Genomic DNA, 21946 nt, shown 5'->3' on the forward strand with positions numbered 1-21946 from the left:
CGTTCACTTCCAGTTTGTCAATCGCGAGATGAACGACTGCCTTGGTGCTTGAGGCACGGTCTGCCTTGCTCTCTCTGCTTCAGCAGTTGACGTCTCTTGCCCTGGGCTGGATTCGAGACTCATCGAAACGACTTGCTCTTCAGCAGCGGGAGCAATCGTCGCTGAAGCGTCCTGATACTCTGCTGTCACGATTGTTGCGGGACTTCCTTCGGTTGCGCTCGTCTGAATGATCGCTGATTGTTTTACGCCGTCTGTCGAAACCGGAGCACTCTTGAAGGTCGACGTGACGTCTTCATCGACCGGAAGTGGCATGCTGTCAATTTGCTCCAGTTCAGCAGGTGCCGGTTCCTGATCGTAGGTGACCATTTGAAAATTGGCGTACGTTAACAACGTTCCCTTTTCGAACTGAACGTTCTTCAATGCCACCGCATACTCCGAACGAGTGCGGAACAATCGAATCTCCGCATCGACGACGCGAGTTTGAGCATCGAGAATCAGGTCGACCGGATCGTTGAGCCCTTCTCGCTGACGACGTTCGAGAGCGTCGAGGTACTCTTTCGCAGCGAGGTACTGGTTCATCGCATTCGTAATTGACCGATGGGCGCGAACCGCTTCTGCGACAGCTCCGGACAGATTGCTAATAACATCTCGTTGTTGTTCTTTGAAAATCGCACGAGCCCGCGCAACCCGGAATTCAGCGTTGTCGACGGCAGCATGCCCTCGTCGATATCCGAGAGGAACTTCAAGCTCGAAGCCCAGCATGTATTCCTGGTGATCTCCCGTCATCATGTTTCCAAACGACGAAGCTGGTGTATCGCCCCTGTTGAAACCGCCTGAAAAGAGATCGTCTCCCAATCCTCGGACGCGGTATCGGGCCACGGCATCCAGTCGAGGATTCAGGAAGTTCTCAGCAGCGAGCAGCTCCATTTCATTCTTCTTCACGACAAGCTGTTGCTTGCGAAGCTCGATTCGCTGCGTCAGTGCCTCTTGAGAAATGGTCGCCCAGTCATACTGAACTTCCGCGAGTGGAGGTTCGTCGCTCGGTCGGAGCAAGTTCCCATCCGCAGCTGGCAATCCGATCAACAGTCGCAAGCGCCGTTCCGCAGCCAAAACTCCGCCCTGCCCATGCAGAGTTCCCCCGCCACTCCCGTTGCGAGTTTGTGTTCCCTGAATCAAGCGACCACTTAGCGAGTCTTCAACATCTGACTTGAATTCAAAGTACTGCTGTCGGGCAAGTGCTTCTTCCGGAGCTTTGTCGATTCCGACACCGGCGGTGGCCTTCTTGATGTTCCAGACTCGCAGCGCCTCTTCCATTCCCTTTTTCTGAGCATCAAGCAAGCGGTATCCGAAATACAAATCCCAGTAGGCGTTTTCGACATTGCTCAGAAAGTCGCGAACAGCGAGCTGAAACTCGTGATAGTCGATGTCCGTATTCACTTTCGCAATTAACAGACCATTGTAGATTCCCGGCACGGACCCTGGTCCGGCAATGCGGTTGAACTCCAGCCCTGCCCCCTGAAGCAATGGCTGACGCACTTCTGCCTCGATGATGGATTCCCAGTAGCTGGGAAAGTTGTTGGCGGGTGCGTTGTTGGCATCATAAACGGTTCGGTTTCGCAGACTGATCTGTGAACCGGTCGCCGATCGCTTCGTCAATCCGACATCGTACTCGTGAAGGTCCTGGACGAACGCAGAAGTTCCCCCAGCGAAGAACGAGTTATTGAAGAGTCGATCGTTATCACTCAACATCGCTGACGCTGTGAATTGAGCATCAAACGCACTCAACGCTGCTTCCATCCCGAATCGCGGATCAGACTCTGCAAGCGCGGAAGAGAATCGTGTTTTAACTGTGTCGGGGTTGATCAGAACGACCCCACCGAGTTCTCGAATCACTGTCGAGTTCTCAAGGGCAATCCGAAACACCTCCTCCAAAGGAATATCGCGGAAGTTCTCGAACTCTCCGCTCGTCAAAGTGTCAGCAGTCACCGGAGGCCCTGAGTAGCTCGTCGGATAGATCTCAGGCACGGGGTTGTCGACGGTCGCGGAAATTTGATCAATTTCGCAGGTGTCATTGCAGACTGTCTTGTCCCAAACGTCCGGACTGGAAGCGCAGCCAACGATCCCAGCCGTCGAAGCAGCGAGGACAACGGTCCGAAAGAGAGAAGCAGCCCGTGACTTTTTCGACGAGAGATATTGATTGAGTCGAGTCCGTCGCTTCAAATATTTTGGCATTGTTATTAATCCACTTAGACCGTAGTAAGAAACACTCAGCGGTCGTTTGCCCCCGAAGTGTGGATGTGCCCTTTAGAGTTCAAACAGACTGTCGAACTGGCATGATCCCATTTGCTAGATCGGCACAACTCGCACATCCGTTAAAGACAAACTGACCGGGGGGACGGGAAAACTTCAGGAAGAATGCAAAACTTCCCATTTCAGCGGCAACTTCTGCCGTCATCCGTCGCTGCAGCAGCCTTCCTAACTCTCGATAACACCCTAATCTCACATCGGACGAAAGTTCACCTTTACATGCCGGACCAGATTCTGTGTTCTTCCCCTGTCGCAAACGCTTGTGGGCAGCAGTTCTCCGAAATTGACAACACCACAAAGTGTGTGTTCACATGGAGATTCAATCCGCATCGCGAAATTGAATCGCTGTCAATCTCAATCGAACGACAAAGCTCACTCTCAATTTGAGAATGCAGCGACGACATGTTGAACGGCGAAGAGACCACTCACTGAAATTTTCTATCCTCATTTGTACTTCGAGAGATCGGCGTTCGAGTAATGTTTTCGGAAGCTGAATTGGCTGACGTTCTTGAGTCATCCTTCGAGGAGCATGCTCAGCTTAGAGATCAGCGCCGCAGCCTCATTCCGATCATTGCGAACAACGTCTCACAAAGACTGAATACTTCGATCATTGGACTCTGGCAGGTGGAGGGCCAACGCTGCGTTCGCTTATGGCCTGTCGAATCGACTCCGGAAAGCCAGCGACTCGAAGCGGAAATCTCTCAGATTCAACCCGGAACCGCCGTCCAGGCAGTCCTTCAAAATGCATCTAAAGCTTCGGACTGCAAGATCGTTTGTGCTGCGAGTCCACTTGCGGGAGCAATGTCCGTCGTCGTCGCGCTCGATTCAAAAGGTCGAGTGATTAACGAAGCATCGGCGCTGCAACTCTCGGATCTTCTCGCGGATCTACGACGCCGGGAACTGCTCACCACGCTTTCGACGAGTTCACAGAAGTCCGCTCAAATCGTCAATTGGATTATGCAGATCCATGCCGATCGCTCGGAAACAGAAAAGCTTCATGCGTTCGCGACCGATGGAGCACTTCTCTCTGGAGCGGACCGAATCGCATTGTTCAAAAGAAGATCGACACGCGATTGGGAATTCTGCTGTTCCACAGGCACTGATTCGTCTGCATCTCGCTCATCCGAAGTCAATGGCCTGCGTGCTCGCCTGATCGAAGCACAGGAGAAAGATGAGGCAACGGACAATCTCTTTCCAATGGGCCCGTCCGGAAGTTGGGAAGACGCGACATATGCGTGCGTTGTCGACACGGCTTCGGAGGACTCGAGCTACGAACCTAAGATATTGAGACTCCTCGCTGATCAGTTTTCGATGGCGATCGATCAACCCGATCGGAAAGCAAAATCTCGCCAGCAGGCCCGTAGCAGACTTCTTAAGAGTACACTGACTGCAGCCTCAATCGTTCTCGCGGGCTTATTCGCGGTCTCTCTCATGTCGATGAAAACCGACCTCAAGATTCGAGTCCTCGGCGAGATTTATCCGGTCGTCCGACAGCAGATTTTCTCACCCGAAACAGGTGTCATCACCGAAGTTCTCGTTGAACATGGCCAGCATGTGCAACAAGGAGATCTGATCTGCCAGTTGAGAAGTGATCGTCTGGAGGTCCTTCGAGAACAAACCCGAGAGGAATTGATCTCGACGCAAGCTCGGCTCGCAGCGCTACAAACAATCTCACCGCGATTGAATTCATCATCGACTAACGGCGGCTTGCCCGTCACAGTCGAACAGTCCGAACTGACCGAACGAGTTTCTTCACTCGAAGAACAACTGAAGCTGATCACCGATCAAATTGAAACGCTAAGTATACAGGCCCCATTTGACGGACAGGTGATCCGAGAACGGTTGCGCGAAGAACTTCTTGGGCGTCCCGTTCAGCAAGGTCAGTTTCTGTTTCAATTGATTGATCCTGAATCAGACTGGCAAGTGGTCGTCCGGATTCCAGAGCGGGAAGTTCGACATGTCCTCGAAGCTCAAACCACCGAAGAGACTGTTCCGCTGACTTATCTGCTCGAGACTTCGCCCGAACACGAGCACACATCAGAGATCACTCGGATTTCCAACGCAACCGAAATGGACTCCACTGGCAATCTATCAACACGGGCATGGGCTCCGGTTCAAGATGAAAAACCGTTCGAGCGACGGCTCGGAGCGGGCGTGTTAGGCAGGGTTCACTGTGGACAGCGAACATGGTTCAGCGTGCTCACACGAGGAATCTCGGAATTCTGGTTGCGATATTCACCGTTTTAGTAGCTCAACAAACCACTTCCTGAAGGACAGACAACGGGTCATCACGAGCAAAATCTGAATCAGCGAAGGCAAGCAGGTTTCACAACGTATCATGGCATGGATGGATTCGCAGAACGCGAAGCAAGGGACAGTCGCATGAGACAACACACTGAACTCAAAATCGGTTTACAAAAATTCAGAATCGCCGCTTTCGGCGTTCTGCTCGCGATTCCGGTTGCTGTCATCCCTGCCGCTGATCCTCCCGCAGATCCGATCGTCGCCACTAATTGTTTCGTTCGAGTTTATGAAGAAGCAGACATCCCCGCTTTGGAACGCGGGGCCATTACTGACGTCCTTTGTGAAATCGGCGATCACGTAAGTGCAGGCGGTGTTCTCGCAAAACTTGACGATTCGGAAGCTGCCATAGAAGTCAGCTTGAGCGAACTGGAACTCGCGATTGCCAAACAGCGGCACGCCCAGTCACTCGCCGAAGAAATCGCAGCTGCGAAGATTCTGGAGACGGAACAACTCATTGAACAGTCCCAGACCAAGCGACGAATTGCTCAGGAGAACGCGAACTCAACAGTGGCTGTCGAAAAGGCCATTAAGTCGAGAGACACCGCGCAGGTCGAACTGAATCGAGCACAGGCAGCACGAGACGGATTTTCCGGAAGTGTTTCTGATTCGGAACTAGACCGCCTCAAGTATCTTCGCGACCAGTCTGAACTCGAAATCATCGCAGCTCGTGAAGCTCAGGCCATCGCTGCTCTGCAGATCCAGGTCGAAGAAGCATCGGTCGGCACAGCTTCTGCCACATTAAAACGCTTGCAACACGAACTGAGACTCGCTCAATCAGAACATCTGATTCAGGAACTTGAAATCGACAAACTTGTTCAGCAGGTCAAGCTGGCTCAGATTCGACAACAACGTCGCATGCTCACTGCTCCATTCTCAGGAGTCCTGACCGAACAATATCATCGACTTGGCGAATGGCTCGAACCGGGTGAGCCTGTCTTTCACGTCATGCGGCTCGATCGATTGCTCGTCGAAGGTTACGTCGACGCGGACCAGATTCATCATTCCATGCGAGGAATTCCCGCTGTCGTCACGTTTTACGAAAGCGGAACGAGCCAAACTGTGAAGGGCACGTTGACCTATGTCAGCCCGAAAGTCGACCCGGTCAATCAGCAAGTTCAAATTCAGGTGATTGTCGACAACACCGACGGTCGCATGCGTCCGGGGCAATCTGTGGAAATCACCCTGGCACCAACCCCCACAATCCAGAATTAAATCAGTTCACCTGCCTGCTCAATCGAAGAACGAATTCAAAACGACTTTAAGTGCCTCTCGGTGCTCATCGAAATCCTTAGCTCGCAGATCTCGTGTGAATGGATACTGACCGTCCTATCCCCTGGAAAATGCGATTCGATTTGCAAGTCAGCGAATCGATCACTGGTGGACGTTTGGTCTTTGTCGTGAAAGATCCGATCACTCTCCAGTACTTCAGTCTGACGCAACACGAGTACGACCTGCTTTCGAACATGAACGGTCAGCTGACGACAAACGACGCTTATCGCCAATATAACGCAGGGGAAAGTTTCGAAGAGTTCACAGCAGAGCTGAAAGAATTTCTGAAGAAGCTGGTTTCGCAAAATCTCGTCGTTAGTACTCTTCCAGGCTACAGCCAACTCGTTGCCCGCCGAGCGACGGCGAAGACATCTCAGCCGGCGAAATTGCTCGCACGGCTGAACGTTATCACGATCCGCTGGCGAGGGCTTGACCCTCAATCGTTTCTCCAGTGGCTCGATCGATGGATCGGCTGGATCTTCCGCCCATCGATGCTCGTGCTGAGTCTGATTTTTGTCTTCGTTGCAGTTCTGTTAGCATCACTTCACACGTCGCAGGTCGGATTGAATTCATTCGACTTCTCCCAAATTTTCACGGTCCAGAATATCCCGGTCATTATCATCTCGATGGTGCTCGTTAAAGTTCTGCACGAGATGGCCCATGGTCTGGCCTGTGTTCATCACGGGGGAGAATGTCACGAACTGGGCGTGCTTCTAATCGCATTCTTTCCCCTGCTCTATTGTGACACGACCGATTCCTGGCGACAGAATCGATGGCAGCGAGCGCAAGTTGCCGGTGCGGGAATTTATGTCGAACTGATGATTGCCAGTGTTTGTTGTTTGCTGTGGGTCGCCAGTTCGCCGGGCATTCTGAATCTCGTTTTTCTCAACCTGATGTTGATTTGTTCGATCAACACCCTGTTTGTGAATGGAAATCCCTTGTTGCGCTACGACGGGTATTACATTCTTTCAGATCTGTGCGATTACCCAAACCTCGGGCCCGAATCGCGCCAGTTGGCCGGTTCATGGATGCGGCGAGTAATTTTCGGCCCGACAGCTCAAGACGATGACTCGCTCTCTGCCGAACGTCTGCCTCTGGCGGTCTATGGGTTGGCATCGAGTTTGTATCGCATTGTTGTTCTGGTCATGATCGTTTGGGCTGTCCATCAGTTTCTAAAGCAGTATGGATTAGAGAATCTTACGTTCCTGGTTGTGGCCCCCATGTTAATTGGCTTGGTCGTCTCTCTTCTTTCCATTCTGACACGCAAGTTGCGAAGCTTGAAAGGCGGCGTCACGCCAGCTCAATCTATTCGACCGGTTTTGGGAACACTCACAACAGTTGGGATTCTCGCGCTGTTGTTTCTGATCCCCCTTCCCCGATCAACGAATGCTCCGTTCGTATTGGAACCGGGTAAGTGTCGACCGGTATACGTCACCGTGCCAGGTCGACTGACGGAAACGTTTCTTTCGACTGAGGACCTTCTTTCGCGAGACGTTCAGGCAGGAGATCTGATTGTCGCACTTGTAAATGAAGGCCTTCAGCTCTCGCTCGCTCAGTCGGAAGCACAAGTCCGGGAACGTGAGAACCATCTTGCGAACCTTGAGAAGTTCAGGTCGACTTCGAAGGTTGCCAATTCGACAATTCCTACAATTAGAAACTCACTGGAAGCAGCTTCCGATCGACTCGATACGGAACGCCTTCAACAACAGCGGCTGCGAATTGAAAGTCCAATTGACGGAACTTACTTTCCGCCGCGAAACACTCCGAAAGCTCAATCAACTGATCGAGGTGTGAGCACCTGGTCCGGTTGTCCCCTGGACAAGGAAAACGACGGAGCCTGGGTGCAGGAACAGACCGTGCTGGGCTGGGTAGGAGATCAGGAAGACTTGCGAGTGGTCGCTTATGTTCCGCAAGCAGAAATGGAATTAATTCGCGTCGGTAATCCAGTGAGGATCGTTTCCTCTTCAGCCCCTGGAACCGTTTGCCGCGGGAAGGTAAGCGAGATCGGAGCTGAAGTCGTCCGCGAAGTCCCTCGTGAATTGATCCACAATCAATATCTCATCGTCGAACCACGCGACGGAACGTACGCTCCAGTTGAAACGCTTTATCGAGTATCGATTGAAATCGAATTAGGCAATCCAGGTGCCTTATACTCCACTGGAATTGTGAAAATCGACGGATTGAAGATGTCCATCGCAGACAGGCTGATGCGGCTGTTGCGTCAGACGTTTGCCTGGCATGCGACTTAACCCCACTGTCGTAAATCGGACTTCGGTAGCCCGACAAGACGACTATTGGATCTCAGTTGGAAGCGGCCAGAAGCAAACGTATCCATCTTCGGCAGTCGACACGATGTCTCCGTTGTTTGAAACATCGATCGATGTCACAGATGCTTCGTGAGCCGATTGATCACTTCGCCCTGGATAGGAATAGATTCGTTCTCCGCGTGATGGCGGGTCACTTTCCGAATCGCGATCAATCCAATCCCATTCCAGTACTGAACCGTCAGCTCCGCCCGTCAGCAATCCGAATCCTTCTTGTGTCACAAACTGGATCGCTGTAATTCCGACGCGATCGTTGAACACCTGAGATGAATGTTCGCCATCGAACTCCGCTTCAAGGAGAAACTTTCCTTCGGGGTTTCGTCGCCAGACACAGGCAAAACTACCTTGTGGCCGCCCGTCTGCTCCCAGTCGAACACCCCCAGCTGCGATCGATTGCTCGTCTTTGGAGATCGCACAACAGTAGAACTCAACCTTCTCTCGAGGAGTTTCAAGCTCTGCAACCTTAAATTCTGGCGGCGCATCCCGGTTGAAAGACATTGCTTCCAAAACCGTCAGTTTGCCATCAAAAGTCGCGCACAACGTTTCCATTGAGTGTGACCAATCCAGATCCGACTTCCAGCTATCGACATCGCCTTTCGAACCAGAAAGCCCATGGATGACGACCGAATCCGACGGTGGAGCACTATTGACTCCGGGATTCCATGCCCAGAATTTGACCAGTCCATCCCCGCCGAGTGTGACGAAGTCGTAAGAATCATCAGCTTGCGAGAAGCGAATGTCATCGACGCGGCCACTGTGCGCTGATCCCATTCTGAAGATGGTCAAACCAAGATTAGGATTGTCTTCGTCAGCACTGAAAACGCGGACAGATTCACTTGCCGTCGCGACATATTTGCGGTCATGTGAAAAGTCAGCTGCGTAGACCGTTTCGTGAGATCGAAATTCCGTTTGATGAGCCCCGGACTCCAAACTCCACAGGTGAGCCACACGTCCGTCGAATGTTGCGAGCAGTTCTTCTCCGCTTTCCGATTTCGACGGCGCGAATGCAATTCGCGAAGAAGATTGCATCAAACCTTTCGGGCTGAGACGACGAGCCACGGCCCAATCCGAAGTTTGATACAAGTTGAGAATACTCGCTTCACCATCCGGCGAATTAACCGTGTAGAGATGCGCAAGCTGTTGGCCGTCACTCGACCACGACAGCCCTTGCAGAAATTCTTCGCCACGTTTCTGGGAGATCCATGTTTCCAAAGTGATCGGAACGTGGGGTGTGTCGGCGGACCAAACCATCAGTCGCAGACGTTTTGGCCGGGCGGCGTACTCGGACTTCGCCACCTCTTCGGTCGAAACCTCGTGTTTGGTCTTCACAACACTCAACGTGGCAAACTGTTTGCGATCGGGAGACATCGACAGCGCGATCACGTAGTCGCCGATGTTCGACAGAAGAGTTTCGCTCGGTTCGCCTTCTGGAGTTTGCCCATCGAGTCGAATACGAAACTGCTGAGCTTCTGGAGATGCTTCGAGTTGATCACCTCGAATCACCCACCGCTGAATCGTTCCGTCGTAGCCGGTGGTGATAAACTCATCCTCGCTGAGAAATGAGAGCCCCGAAACCTGATCTCGCCCGTGCTCGCCCTCTGCCCGAGCCACGACGCTTCCCGTCTCCACATTCCAGACCACAATCGTCCCGCGACGATCAGCTGTTCCGATTCGCTGACTCGATGGCGAAAACTCTGCAGCTGTCAAGAAGTGGCTGTGCTCGCCCGCAAGTTGAAGTGTTGGATGCGGAATAACGCTCTCCTCCAAAGAAGAGGTTCGCCACAAGTTTCCGATAAACTTGGTCAATTCGACTTCTTCGTTCTCCGCATTCAGGCGAATCCTCACCTCTCTTCCGGAGGCGAAAATCCACTCTCCGTCGGGAGAGACTGCGAAACCAAAGTCGCTACTCAGCAAACGGGAAATCTCGCGAGCGACACCGTCTTCATCCTTTGTCGCATCCCACACAGAGATCGAGCCGAAGAAATCTCTCGTGATCAAACGGTTGCCTTCCGGAGGCAGAAACAGAATCTGTGACAGTTCTGGAATGTGACCTTCTTCGAAGACATTCTGAGACTGATAAAAATTGGATTGGCGACCGCCCATCATCCACATGAAGGTACCGCTGCCGCGTTCGTACACGTGTGCAGCACGGTCATCAGCACCGACGATGATGCGTTCACCATCACGGCTAAACCGTGCCGATTGAGTCGAACGAGCCACTTTCCATTGTTTGTTGAATGTCCCGTTCGCACTCTCATCATCCGTCTCCTGAATGAGTGCGGTCGGAATCAGTTCTGAAAAGTTAATTGCTTCGGTTGCTGTCTCGTTTCGCGAAACGTGAGCACTCGTCGCTGGCTCGTTCAACGGTGCCTCCAACTGACTTGTCGACGAATCGTCATCGATTTTGGCCCCGTCACCTTTCTCGAGTTTTGCGAGTTCATTCGCGACTGTCGTGTAGACGGTTCGATAGTCGGCGTACTCAGGCAGTGACCACTGCACGATAGAGTTGACGGTCTCGTCTTTGCTGTCGACGCCACCAATGGCAATCACTTTATCCGCATTCCCGTTCACAAATCCCACAGCGAGGACATCACGAGAGAAACCGGCGATGCGGTAGGACAACTGCCGATCTCCGTCTCCAGCTCGACTGTCGAAACTCCAAAGCTCGACGCTTTTCTCGGGGAGATAGCTGCCAACTTGCTCGTCCCAGTCCCAGACTTCAATTAAGCCAATCTGAAGCCCGAGGAGCACGCGTTCTGAGTTACTCGAGAATGTGAAAGATCGAATCTTTCCATCAGTTTTCAGCGCAGCGATCTGAGTTTCTTTGGAATCTTCAAGCACATTCTCGAACGGGTTCTCGCTGTTCGGGTCGACGGGGAAGATGAAAACTCGATCTCCACCCATTCCGACAGCAAGTCTTCGCGAATCCTGCGACAAGGAAAAGAACTCAATCGGCAACGCCCGATTTCTTTCGTCGTGGCGGGTGAGCCCTTTCGCATCGGTCAGAGAAGTTGACTGCCGATTCAGCAGGTTGACGTTCGCGTATTTGCAGTTTCGAGAACCATCCATGTCCCCCAGAAACAGGATGTGAAAGAGAGACGGAGTTGCTCGATCAGCGAGAATTTGGAAGTCTTCGATCTTGTAGCTTGTACTCTTCCAGGTCTTCTGCAGAACGCTGACCGGCGGTTCTCCGCTCAGATCGAACACCTCGATGGCCATCCCATCATCGTCGCCAGCGATAAAGAGGTACTTCCCGTCACGAGAGAATGCGACGCTGTTCAACTGATCAAGTGAAGGCGAGATTTGAAGCGGAAGTTCGACCACATCTCCACTGCGAACATCCCAAAGATGGGTTTCTCCGGGGCCGATCGCTGCCACGTGCGTCTCGACAGGCGAAACGGCAAGTTTCAGATCCCGACCGTTTAGGGGAATCAAAGTCCCATTCTCGTCGCTTTCGGACTCGGAAAAAGGAGGATTAACTCCCTCGCGAACGAAGATCTCGACTCCCGAACGGATCACAGAAGCGATGACTTTTCCGGTGCGACCAATCGTCGCTTCTTCCAGAATTCCACTTTGAAGATTTCTTCTCAACGGAAGACTTCGCTGCCGGTCGAGATCGCGTTTCAGATTGAAGATCGTCCGCTTTCGTTTCTCGAACGCAGCATCTCCTGATTCCGCAGCTTTCAAAGCTTCATTGATCTCGATCTCTGCTTCTTCATAGCGACCGATTGCCGTGAACAATTCGAAGCGAGTTACAAATGATTCCCATCCTGCCCGTGTGATACGTTCCTGCACGTCGCGGAGTTGCACTTCGGAAGCTGCAACCGCCTCTTCCAGCTTCTCTTGTTTTGCGATCGCTTCTTCTGCCGCAGCGTTGGCACTGTTCGCTTTCTGCTCTGCCAGCATCTGGGCCGATTCCGCTTTACTCAATTCTGCTTCGGCAGTTTCTAACTCCATCTGAGCTTTGGCAGCATCCATCTGTGCCTGTCTGGCGGACTCTGTTGCAGTCTTCGCTTCAGCAGCGGCGACCTCAGCTTCGGAAATCGCTTTGTCTGCAATCTCACGGGCTTTCTCAGCTTCAGCCAGTTGAAGATCAGCAGTCTCTTTGGCCTCTTCCGCTTCTTTCTCAGCAATCGCTGCTGACTCCAATGCAGTTCGAGCTTTGTTTTCAGCGTCAGCAATTTCTTCGTTCTTAGTTGTGAGTTCGAGATTGGTCGACGTCAATCGCGTCTCGACTTCGTTCAATTTCTTGGCAGCGCTTCGCGTTCGAAGTTCAGTGGAGACAACCAACGCCGCCATCCCGACAATCAGAACCGCCATCACTGCCCAGGTTCGGCGGACGATTGTTCGACTTCTTCTCTTGCGACGCAATTTCCTGCGAATGTCATTGAACTCCGGACCGGTAAGTCCTTCGATGACATGTAAACCGAGATCGTAATCACCTCGGGCGAGAGCCAGCTTCGAGAAACCTTTCCGAGCCAGCTTGTTGCCGATGAGCGCTCTCTGATTCGACGGCCATTTGTGAAGCGCTTCTGTGAACAGAGCGATTGAAGATTGATAATTGTCGTAGCTCTGTTCGTCGTCCTGACTGGTCGCCTGGTGATAAAACTCCTCGGCGTTTCCTGTAATTCGATACTGACGAATCGCTTCCTGCATCGACTCGACAGATGAAAACCGTTCGTGAGGATTGGTCGACATTGCCTTCAACGCAATGTCCATGAGTTCTCCAGGATGATTGATATCCTGCTCGATTTGGTTGGTCATCACCGCATGAACGATCGACGCAAACTGTTCGTCAGGATTCTCGATCCCCCAGAATTTCCGGAGCAAGTGAGGGGGGAATCCTTCCAGGATTTCAAAAAGAATCGCGCCGAGCAGATAGATATCGGTGTGATTGCCGATCGAGTTCACATCCTCACTGACTAACTCCGGCGCCATATAAACCGGTGTCCCAGCCCCACCACGGAAGTCTTGCAGAATACTTTCATTCTTAGGAAATTCAGAAGTGGTGACCGCCAGTCCCCAGTCCAGCACAATCACTTCACCGTAGCGGCCAACGATGACATTTTCGGGCTTGAGATCTCGGTTAATGACTCCGCGAGAATGCGCATAAGCAACCGCATCACAAAGCTTCATGAAGATGTCGAGATTCTCTTCCAGCGGACGGTTACGAATTTCCTTGTCCCAAGGTTTCCCTGTGACTTTCTTCATCGAATAGAAGAGCTTGCCGTCGTCAGTGCGGCCAAGATCATGAATGGGGACGATGTTCGGATGAACTAGATTGGCAGTCACGACCGCTTCAGAAACGAACATCTCCTGCTCGTAATCAGACGGCTCCTCCGACGGCTTCAACGACTTGATTGCAAGTTCGCGATTGAGCGAGGATTGCAGGGCTTCGTACACAATCCCCATATTGCCTTTGCCGACCTCTCCGAGAATCTCGTACTCCGAGACATCAGGATTGTCGACGAGCGCCGAGAGAAAACCGAACGCTTCATCAGCGAGTTCGGGAATCCGGTTGCGAACACCGGAGACGTCTCCCTTCATGCTCCGTTCGCGAATCGAGAGCTTCCAGGTCCCCTTCCCCACCGTTGTCCCGCGACTCTTTGCAGAAACAGAACCTTGTTGCTCGCGGACCTGTTCGGATTCAGATGGCTGCTGCGAAGCTTCGTCGAGTTTACCAACAACCCGGCGGACGTCACCGTTCTTTGCAGTGCTGGTTTGATAGACGCTCTTGAAGCCTTCCGGATTCGGGAGCTGAACAGTCCCCGTAGCAGCGGACTTCGACGGCTTCGCAGTCCCGGTTCCTGAAACAGCAGATGACAGCGGGCCGGGCGGACTATACATGCCAGCGACATGCTTGCTCGGCTCGGAGGAGGAGTCGAAGACCGGCGCACCGACTGGGCCGGGCATTTGAGTCCCATAGACCTGACGGTTCTTGTTCTTGTCATCGTTAGAGCCATATGAGTCACTCACAGCCATACCCCGACTTTGTCTAATGCAAGTTGTCTTGCCAGCGCCCTCGCAAATCCATTTGATCCAGCAACTTTTTCGAACCTGTGAATCTTAACCAGATTGCTCGCGGCTCTTTTGATTATGACACGTCCCGGAGGTGCCACCAATTGCAATCTCGACTCAACGAAGAGAGTCACTCTTCAAATGCCAATCGATCAGTATCCCGTCTCATAGAAACCGACTCTCAGGACTGATGGCGCTTGCTGAAAAACCGATTCAAGAGCCGATTACTCGAAGCACGATCAGCTCCGGAAATGGTTGACTCTGCAGAAGCCCGCCGATTCGCTGCCGTGACCACGAGAGTTGCTGTCACCGATGACGCAAGCGGAGAAAATGCAGAACCCGATTTTCCATCCGAATCATCGGTCGCTCGCGTGCTCGTGGTCCGGGAAGTCGCCTCAAATCCCACGTCAGCTCGTACTATTTCATCGTTTTCAATCGACAGTTCCTGTTGATCATCTGGACTGATCCCTGACTGTTCCGACTCCTCGATCACTTCACCCTGAGCTTCCGGCTCTACGGGCTGTTCTTCAATCGCGTTTCCTTCGGAGTCGACTGGTGCCAGACGCAGTTCAGGGAATTCGCTTTCGAGTGCATCGACAGCGGGAATCGGTTCTTCGTCGATGATGTCGAATTTCAGAATGATCCGCTCAATTCGAATTGGTTCCCCGTTCTTCTGCTTACTGGTAATCAGCCACAACTCGTAGCCAACTTCATCGCCAATCCCTTTCTCGCCAATGAATTCGCGGAGTTGGACGGGGTCGAGGAGCGAGTCTCCCTGATCTTCGGAAATGAAGTCGATGATTGGCTCGTCGACACCTTCCCGACGAAGTTCAAAGAAGTCGAAGGATTGGGTCGAAATGCTGGTTCGTGATGGATAGCTTGGGATCAACGGGCTGGCTGGCAAGACCTCTTCAACTTCAACAGGCTCGAAGGTCGGTTGTGGAGCCATTGGAGTCGGAGGAGGATCTGGTTCAGCAGGTTCAAAGACGCGAGCGGGTACGGGAATCTGGAAGATGATCCGACCGTTCTGGAACCTGTCGGGATTGAAATTCACATCATCCCCGGTTCGCGTGATGTTCCCGAGATTCTCGCGAGGATCGACCTGGTCAGGAAGTTCAGGGAGTTCACCAACATCGATCACTCCGGAATCGTTCTGTTGCAGGCTTCGGCCGTTAACGACAATCGACTCATGATGAGAGACAGTAAATTCCGCTGGCACTTGATCGGTGTTGTCAACCAGAAGGAAGCTGTTCGCATCAAACTGAGAATAGATGTGGCCGAACTCATAGATTTCCCCCCCCAATGGGACTCGGATAAACTCATTCTCTGTCGGCGTGGTTTGTGGATCGGCGTCAGCATCGGAAGTCACGTAATTCAGGAAGTCTTGTGAATTCCGGTCGTTGTTTAGTCGATTCGCTGACTCATCCAGGTTGCCGATGTCATCGGTTTGAGGATCGTTCCAGCGAATGCTGATTCGCAAGTTCTCTTCAGCAACGAGCGGTCCTTCAGGTCCATCCGGGTCACCTGCTCCAATCATGAGGCTGAACGAAGCCAAGAAGAAGTTCTGCTTTGAGAGCTTCTCGAAGTTAAACTCCCGGATCAAGCCGTTGAAGAACGCGGCGTTATCCGCATGTGGACGCGGGCCGAATGTTGTTGCCACTCCGCCGTCAGTTCGAATGACGACACCCTCTGAAACAATGAACGATCCATCCAGCACACTGTCGACGCTGTCGTTGTTCGAATCCGCTTCGATCAGGATCGAGTCATCCGTCATCTCAACCGAACTCCCGGCAGTGTAGTCACCATCGGTCGAAATGCTGACATTTGCCCCCAGGGAAATGTTTCCATCCGCCGCTCGCAAGATGATTGTTTCACCATCGGCCGATTGAGAAGAGATGATGTCTCTGCGGAATGGGTTTTCCAGAACTGGGTTCGTAAAGCCGACGACATGCAGATTGCCGCCAGCTTGAATCACAATTTTGCCGCCGTTCGCGCGAATTCCGTTCACTCTCGAAAACTGAGCGTTCTGTTCGGTTTCGAGTGCCCTGACGAAATTCACATTCAATTGATCCGCAGTGTTTCCAAGCGTCCCGTCGTTGAAGTTAGTGAAGCGAATTGCGCCTTCACTCGATTCATTCTCCATCGATATCTCGTCCACTCGGTTTTCGAGTGTCAGTTCAATATCCAGGTTCGAAGACCCACTTCTCTGGTGAACCCCCAACTCGTTCGCAATCAGGATTCCATTTCCTGTTTGCGAAATGCCTCCAGTCGTCGTCAGCCGAATGTCTGCAGTTCCGTCACTCGATCCGCCGATCCCAGCGTGAATCGACTCGTTGATGACAAGACTTCCTGAGACATCAATAAGCACGTCGCCATTGATCGTGTCATTGACTTCCAGAATACCATCGACGATGTCATAACGACTTGCCTGGGCACCAGACAACAGTGTCGACGTGACACCGACCGTCGTTTCAAAATCGGAAGACTTCCGTCCGGTGCCCGCAGCCACGTCGCCGATTTCCAGATCGATATCATTGCGGAAGACAATCGTTCCGCCATCGGAGGCATTCCAAGCTGTAAACTCATCGACTGCGTTATCGAATCCTAACTCGATATGCGTTTCAGAGTCAGAAGCAACTTGCCGGACTCCAAGCTCTTGCGCAACGATCGTGCCTGCAGACGACTGACTGATGACCCCATTTGCAAGCAATCGGACTGTCCCAGAGCCTGCCACGATCTGATCGCTGAGTTCCAGCGAACCGTTGCTTCTCAGGTAAACATCACCATTGTCGGAACGGACTACTGACTCAACAGTCAACGTTCGCCCCGGTGAGGTGGTGACCTCGATATCACCCTCGATCGAGCGTACTCCATCGCCCTGGTTGAAATTCAATGTCGGTGTGAGCGTTGACAATTGTTTCGCCGTAATCGATCCAATTGTCAGATCGGTGGTTGAATGAAATCCGATGAACCCTCCGGTGGATTGATTGACAGCCGAAAACACGTCAACGACGTTATCCTCACAGAGTTCGATATTGACGTCCGTCACATCATCAATTTGCTGAACGCCGAGTTGATTAGCGGTGATCACCCCTGATGCGGTTTGCGTAATACTGCCGCGAGCAATCAGTCGCACGTCAGCTTCGTCGAACTCATTACCGACCGAAATTTCCCGCTCAATAGAGAGGCTCGCTTCCGACGCGAGTGTGATGTCATTCGCACCAAACAGCCCTGCGGTGCTCGTCACGCCTTGCGTGTCAGCAAAGTTAATCGTGTCATCATTGCATTCACTAACGACGGTCCAGGCACCGACGCTTTCAATCATCAAGTCGCGAGTCGATCGAAATGAAATCATTCCGTCTTCGTAGGCATTATAAGCAGCAAACTCATCGACCTCGTTGTTCCCAACGAGTTCGATATTGTAAGTAGACCCTTCATCCCCGCTGAAAGTGAGTTGCTGTCGAACACCAAGCTGGTTGGCAGTAATTACTCCACTGTCTTGCAGGATGTCACCGTGTGCAATCAGTCTGGTATCTGCCAAACCTGAATTCACCTGAGCATCAATCGTCATGTTCTCAACAGAAAACGCATCACCGTCAGAAGCCTGCAAAGTGATGTTGTTCCCGAGATTTTGGCTGTTCCCAGTTGTCAGAACCCCATCCGTTTCGAGGAACGTTCCAAACTTCTGAGCCCCCGGACCAACTGTCACTACAGTTAATGACTCGCTGGTATTGAAAGCAATCTCTCCGCCGACGGAAGCGTTGAAGGCAGCGAATTCGCTGACGGCATTTGTGCTGAGCGTCAGCAGCACATCCACATCGTCGACAACTGCACTCTCCTGACGAACTCCTAATGTATTGGCAGTGAGGATGCCTGTTTCAGACTGCGAGATGGCTCCGTCCGCGACGATTCGGATCGTATCCGCTGTCAGTGCGTGCTCGATCTTAAAGCCAGTTCCGACGTTAATATACAAGTCGCTATTGGGAATATTAATTGACGTGTTGAGATCGAAGGTATTCCCTGCGATGAACGCCAAACTTCCGCCATGAGAATTGATGAGCGAAAGATCTGGAAAGACCAGATCCTGGTCCGATTGGAGTTCGATCTTCCCGCCGTTCGTCATGTCATTCGCGTCAGTCGTGATGCCTGTCAACGACTCGAATCGATAAAACGGCTCCTCTCCTCTAATAAATTCTTTTCCCTCTACGGTCCCAGTCATCAGATCTTCGACACTGCGGAAGCTGATGAAGGCTTCAGGATCCGCGCCAGCGAATGAGGAATTCGAGGAGTTTTCTGCGGCAAACAGATCAACCACGTTTTCTTCGCACAGGAAAATAACAAAATCGTCGCCGGTGTTGACCTGTCGAACTCCAAGTTCGTTGGCAGTGATCACACCGATGCTGTTCTGCCGAATGCTTCCGTTGGCCTCGAGTCGGACGTCGGCAAGATCATCGGAATCGCCGACGGAAATCACCTGATTCACCAGCAAACTGTCGCCCATTGCGTTTTGGCCGGTGACGCGAATCGTGATGTCATTCGTCGACTCATCGATTGACGTTGTCTGCACACCTGTCGTCGATGCAAACGCTGCAGCTTTGCCCGTCCCTGCAGAGACAGTTGCGATGGTTAATGCGGTCGCGTTGTTGTAGGTAATCATGCCTCCGTCGGACGCATTGAATGCAGCAAATTGATTGACACGGTTGGCTGCGAAGAGAGTGAGATCGTTTCGTGAGTCATCCCCTTCGAGACGTACTCCGAGCGCTTCCCCGACAACAATGCCTGAATCGGACTGCCCGATAAAGCCGTTGGCGAGGAGACGGACCGTCCCGGAATTTGATTCGACTCGAGCTCCCAGGAACACTGATGAATTGCCGTGGAGGAGAATATCTCCGTTGTTGGAATCGACGACGGAGTTACTTTCGAGGTAGGTCTCAGATGCGACCACAATATCGCCAGCGTGGCTCGTGACTCCTGAGATTTCTCCGAACTCAGAAAATTTTCCGACACCGGTAGTAACCGTCGAAATGGTTAAACCATTGATCGATTTGAAATTTACCACTCCTTCAGAAGATGCGTTGAAAGCGGCAAAATTACTGACCGAGTTGTCCCCCATCAACGTGATATCGGTTCCTGGATCAGTCGCTTCCTGTAGGACACCAAGATACGTCGCTGTGATCAATTCCGACTGAGTAATCGCTCCATGAGCGACCAATCGAACCGTGCCTGCCTCCAAGTGATGATCGACGTTAAGGTCCCCTCCAACTTCGATATAAAGCTCGCGATCCATCGCAAGCATGATGTCGTCCGGAATGGCAAACATTCCACCAGCAATGAAAGCGAGACTACCGCCATTCGAATTCACGAGAAATGTATCATCTTGATCGACAACGATCAGATCTCCAGCTGAAGCAATAACAATACTGCCAGATTCGCTGATTACACCGTTGACCGTTTGAAAGTCGACGCTGGGTTCTCCGGATGTCACCACTTTTTCAGTAACCTCTCCGACGGTGAGGTTAGAGATACTATGAAACGTGACCTGTCCGCCAGAAGACATGTTTTCCGCTGCGAAGACACTGACGAGGTTGTCTTCACACAGTTGTATTTGCACATCTTCGGTGCCATCGTGAATCTGTCGGACTCCAAGTGCACCGGCCGAAATGATTCCCGTTTCTGATTGAGAAATCTCTCCGTTCGCGGTCAATCGGACGACTCCAGATCCAGCCACAATCGGTGAACCAATGGCCAGTGTCGCATACTCGCCATTGTCAACGAGAATTGTGACGTCGCCGTTCGTTGTTTGAATTCCGGTCGTCATTTCGAACTCAGAGAACTTTCCGACTCCGGTCATCACGGTTGAAATAGTCAAATCTTGAATTGATTTGAAAGTCACCATTCCGAGAGATGAAGCATTGAAAGCGGCAAAATTGCTGACTGAGTTGTCGCCAATCAGCGTGATATCGGTTCCAGGATCTGTCGCTTCCTGACGCACACCAAGATATGTCGCTGTGATCATTTCCGACTGAGTGATCGCTCCATGCGCGACCAGTCGAACCGTGCCTGCCTCCAAGCGATGATCGACGTTTAGGTTCTCTCCAACTTCGATATAAAGCTCGCGATTCATCGCAAGAGTGATGTCATCCGGAATGGCGAATGTTCCACCAGCGATGAATGCAAGGCTGCCGCCGGTTGAGTTGACGAGAAACGGATTCTGAAGGTCCCCAACAAACAAATCGCCATCCGAGTGAAGTCCAATCGTCCCATTATTAGTGGTGACACCGAGCACCGAAGACTCGTCGGAGTAGGAGACTTCGCCGACAGTCAATGTTTCCGTACTGTGAAAATTGATTACTCCTTCACTCGACAAATTGTTCGCTGCAAATGTACTGACGACGTTGTCAGCACAGAGATCAACGTCGAATGTCCCAGCATCATCAATCTGCTCAACAGCAAGCCCACTTGCAGTAATCACTCCCATGTCATTCTGGGTAATGTTCCCACGACTGATTAATGCAACAGTGGAACCAGTCACTTCTCCTTCAAGCGAGATATCTCGACCGGCATCTAGGCGAATTTCGTTCTGTGGAATGTCCATCGCATCGACGGCTTCTACGGTGCCTGTCACTCGGATTCCACGATTCGACTGAATGGTGATGTCACCATCTCCATCGGTAGCACCGTCGTCACCATTGTCGATGTCAGTCTGAATCCCGGTCAGTTCAATGCCCGGGCTATCCGGAGCTCCAAGGTCCGTGTCAGTGATGTCCACAAGGTCCGTGTCAGTGATGTCCACATGGGCGCGCGTCATCGCTGAAAATCGACCGAGATCAATTTTTCCCGAGTCACTGCCACTAAATTCAACGCTCTCAGCATTGGCGACATCGAGTTCAGTAATTCTGGTTTCGCCTTTATTTGTGATATTCCCAACGTCGGTCACCGTGACATTTTCAATCCCTTCGCTTGAAGTCAGAATGAGCGTGTCACCGTCTCGGTCGTTTCCGGAGTCGTTCCCACCGAAAACAACTTTGACATTGCCACCACCGTTTGTGTCGTTGATGGAAAGGTGCGTGAATGCATCCGCAGCGACAGCCAGAATTCGGTTGCTCGGATCATCTGAGCTCGGATCATCTGAGCTCGGATCATCCGAGCTCGGATCATCCGAGAGAATTTCAAAATGTTTATCATCGAGACCGCCGAGATGATTCCATGTCTCTCCATCGAGGTTGAAGAAGTAGACGTTCGTCCCCATTGCATCGGGATCGAGGTCGGCAGTCCCTTGAGTGATCTGCAGTTGAGAGACATCTCCCCCGAAATTCGAGAGGATGAGCTCCGTGCCTCCGATGAGCGTGAACTCTGCATTCAGAAGTCGGCGATCTTCCAGCTTCTTCAGCCCAAGTTTCTTCCGGGTCTGGGCTGCGGGTGTTTTTGTCCCAAAGCAGGACCGCACGAGTTTTGTGAACCAGTTGTCTGACATGAATGACTGCCCTTGGGTCCGTGATCGCTGTTCGAGAGACTCTAGATCGTTGTGAACCGTTCAATTCTGTCTGGCGTTTAGATTGTTCTTCTCAGAAACCCATTGTCTCAGAACCGTACACCAGATTCTGCCTTCATTTTCAATTTTGATCAACTCTCACCTGTAACATCCAGAGCTCGAACTGAACGTTGACGGCAACGGTGACTCCCTGATTGGAAATCAAGTCTATTGACGTAATCGACACATCTCT

Annotated in this window: 6 protein-coding genes; 3 read left to right on the forward strand and 3 right to left on the reverse strand. The window is 52.0% G+C overall.

The features are described from left to right. Positions 1-3 precede the first annotated feature (3 nt). Positions 4-2232, reverse strand: a complete 2229-nt coding sequence (locus AB1L42_RS14230) for a TolC family protein (RefSeq protein ID WP_367056750.1) — start codon at positions 2230-2232, stop codon at positions 4-6. Between the two features lie 570 nt (positions 2233-2802). Here AB1L42_RS14230 and AB1L42_RS14235 point away from each other — a divergent pair. From AB1L42_RS14235 to AB1L42_RS14245, 3 genes are all read left to right on the forward strand, one after another. Next, positions 2803-4554, forward strand: a complete 1752-nt coding sequence (locus AB1L42_RS14235; RefSeq protein WP_367056753.1) for an HlyD family efflux transporter periplasmic adaptor subunit — start codon at positions 2803-2805, stop codon at positions 4552-4554. Between the two features lie 135 nt (positions 4555-4689). Further along, positions 4690-5823 (forward strand): HlyD family efflux transporter periplasmic adaptor subunit, encoded by a 1134-nt coding sequence (locus AB1L42_RS14240; protein ID WP_367056756.1) that lies wholly within the window; start codon positions 4690-4692, stop codon positions 5821-5823. Positions 5824-5921: 98 nt separating this feature from the next. Next, complete coding sequence (locus AB1L42_RS14245) at positions 5922-8129, forward strand: HlyD family efflux transporter periplasmic adaptor subunit (RefSeq protein ID WP_367056759.1); 2208 nt, start codon at positions 5922-5924, stop codon at positions 8127-8129. A gap of 42 nt (positions 8130-8171) precedes the next feature. On the opposite strand, the gene AB1L42_RS14250 is transcribed toward AB1L42_RS14245, so the two are convergent. Both AB1L42_RS14250 and AB1L42_RS14255 read right to left on the reverse strand, forming a co-directional pair. Next, the gene (locus AB1L42_RS14250; RefSeq protein WP_367056762.1) at positions 8172-14180 is read right to left on the reverse strand and encodes a WD40 repeat domain-containing serine/threonine-protein kinase; all 6009 of its coding nucleotides are present in this window, start codon (positions 14178-14180) and stop codon (positions 8172-8174) included. A 223-nt stretch (positions 14181-14403) separates the two neighbouring features. Next, the gene (locus AB1L42_RS14255; RefSeq protein ID WP_367056765.1) at positions 14404-21696 is read right to left on the reverse strand and encodes a hypothetical protein; all 7293 of its coding nucleotides are present in this window, start codon (positions 21694-21696) and stop codon (positions 14404-14406) included. Between the last annotated feature and the right edge of the window lie 250 nt (positions 21697-21946).

The organism is Thalassoglobus sp. JC818 (assembly GCF_040717535.1).
Classification (GTDB): Bacteria; Planctomycetota; Planctomycetia; order Planctomycetales; family Planctomycetaceae; genus Thalassoglobus.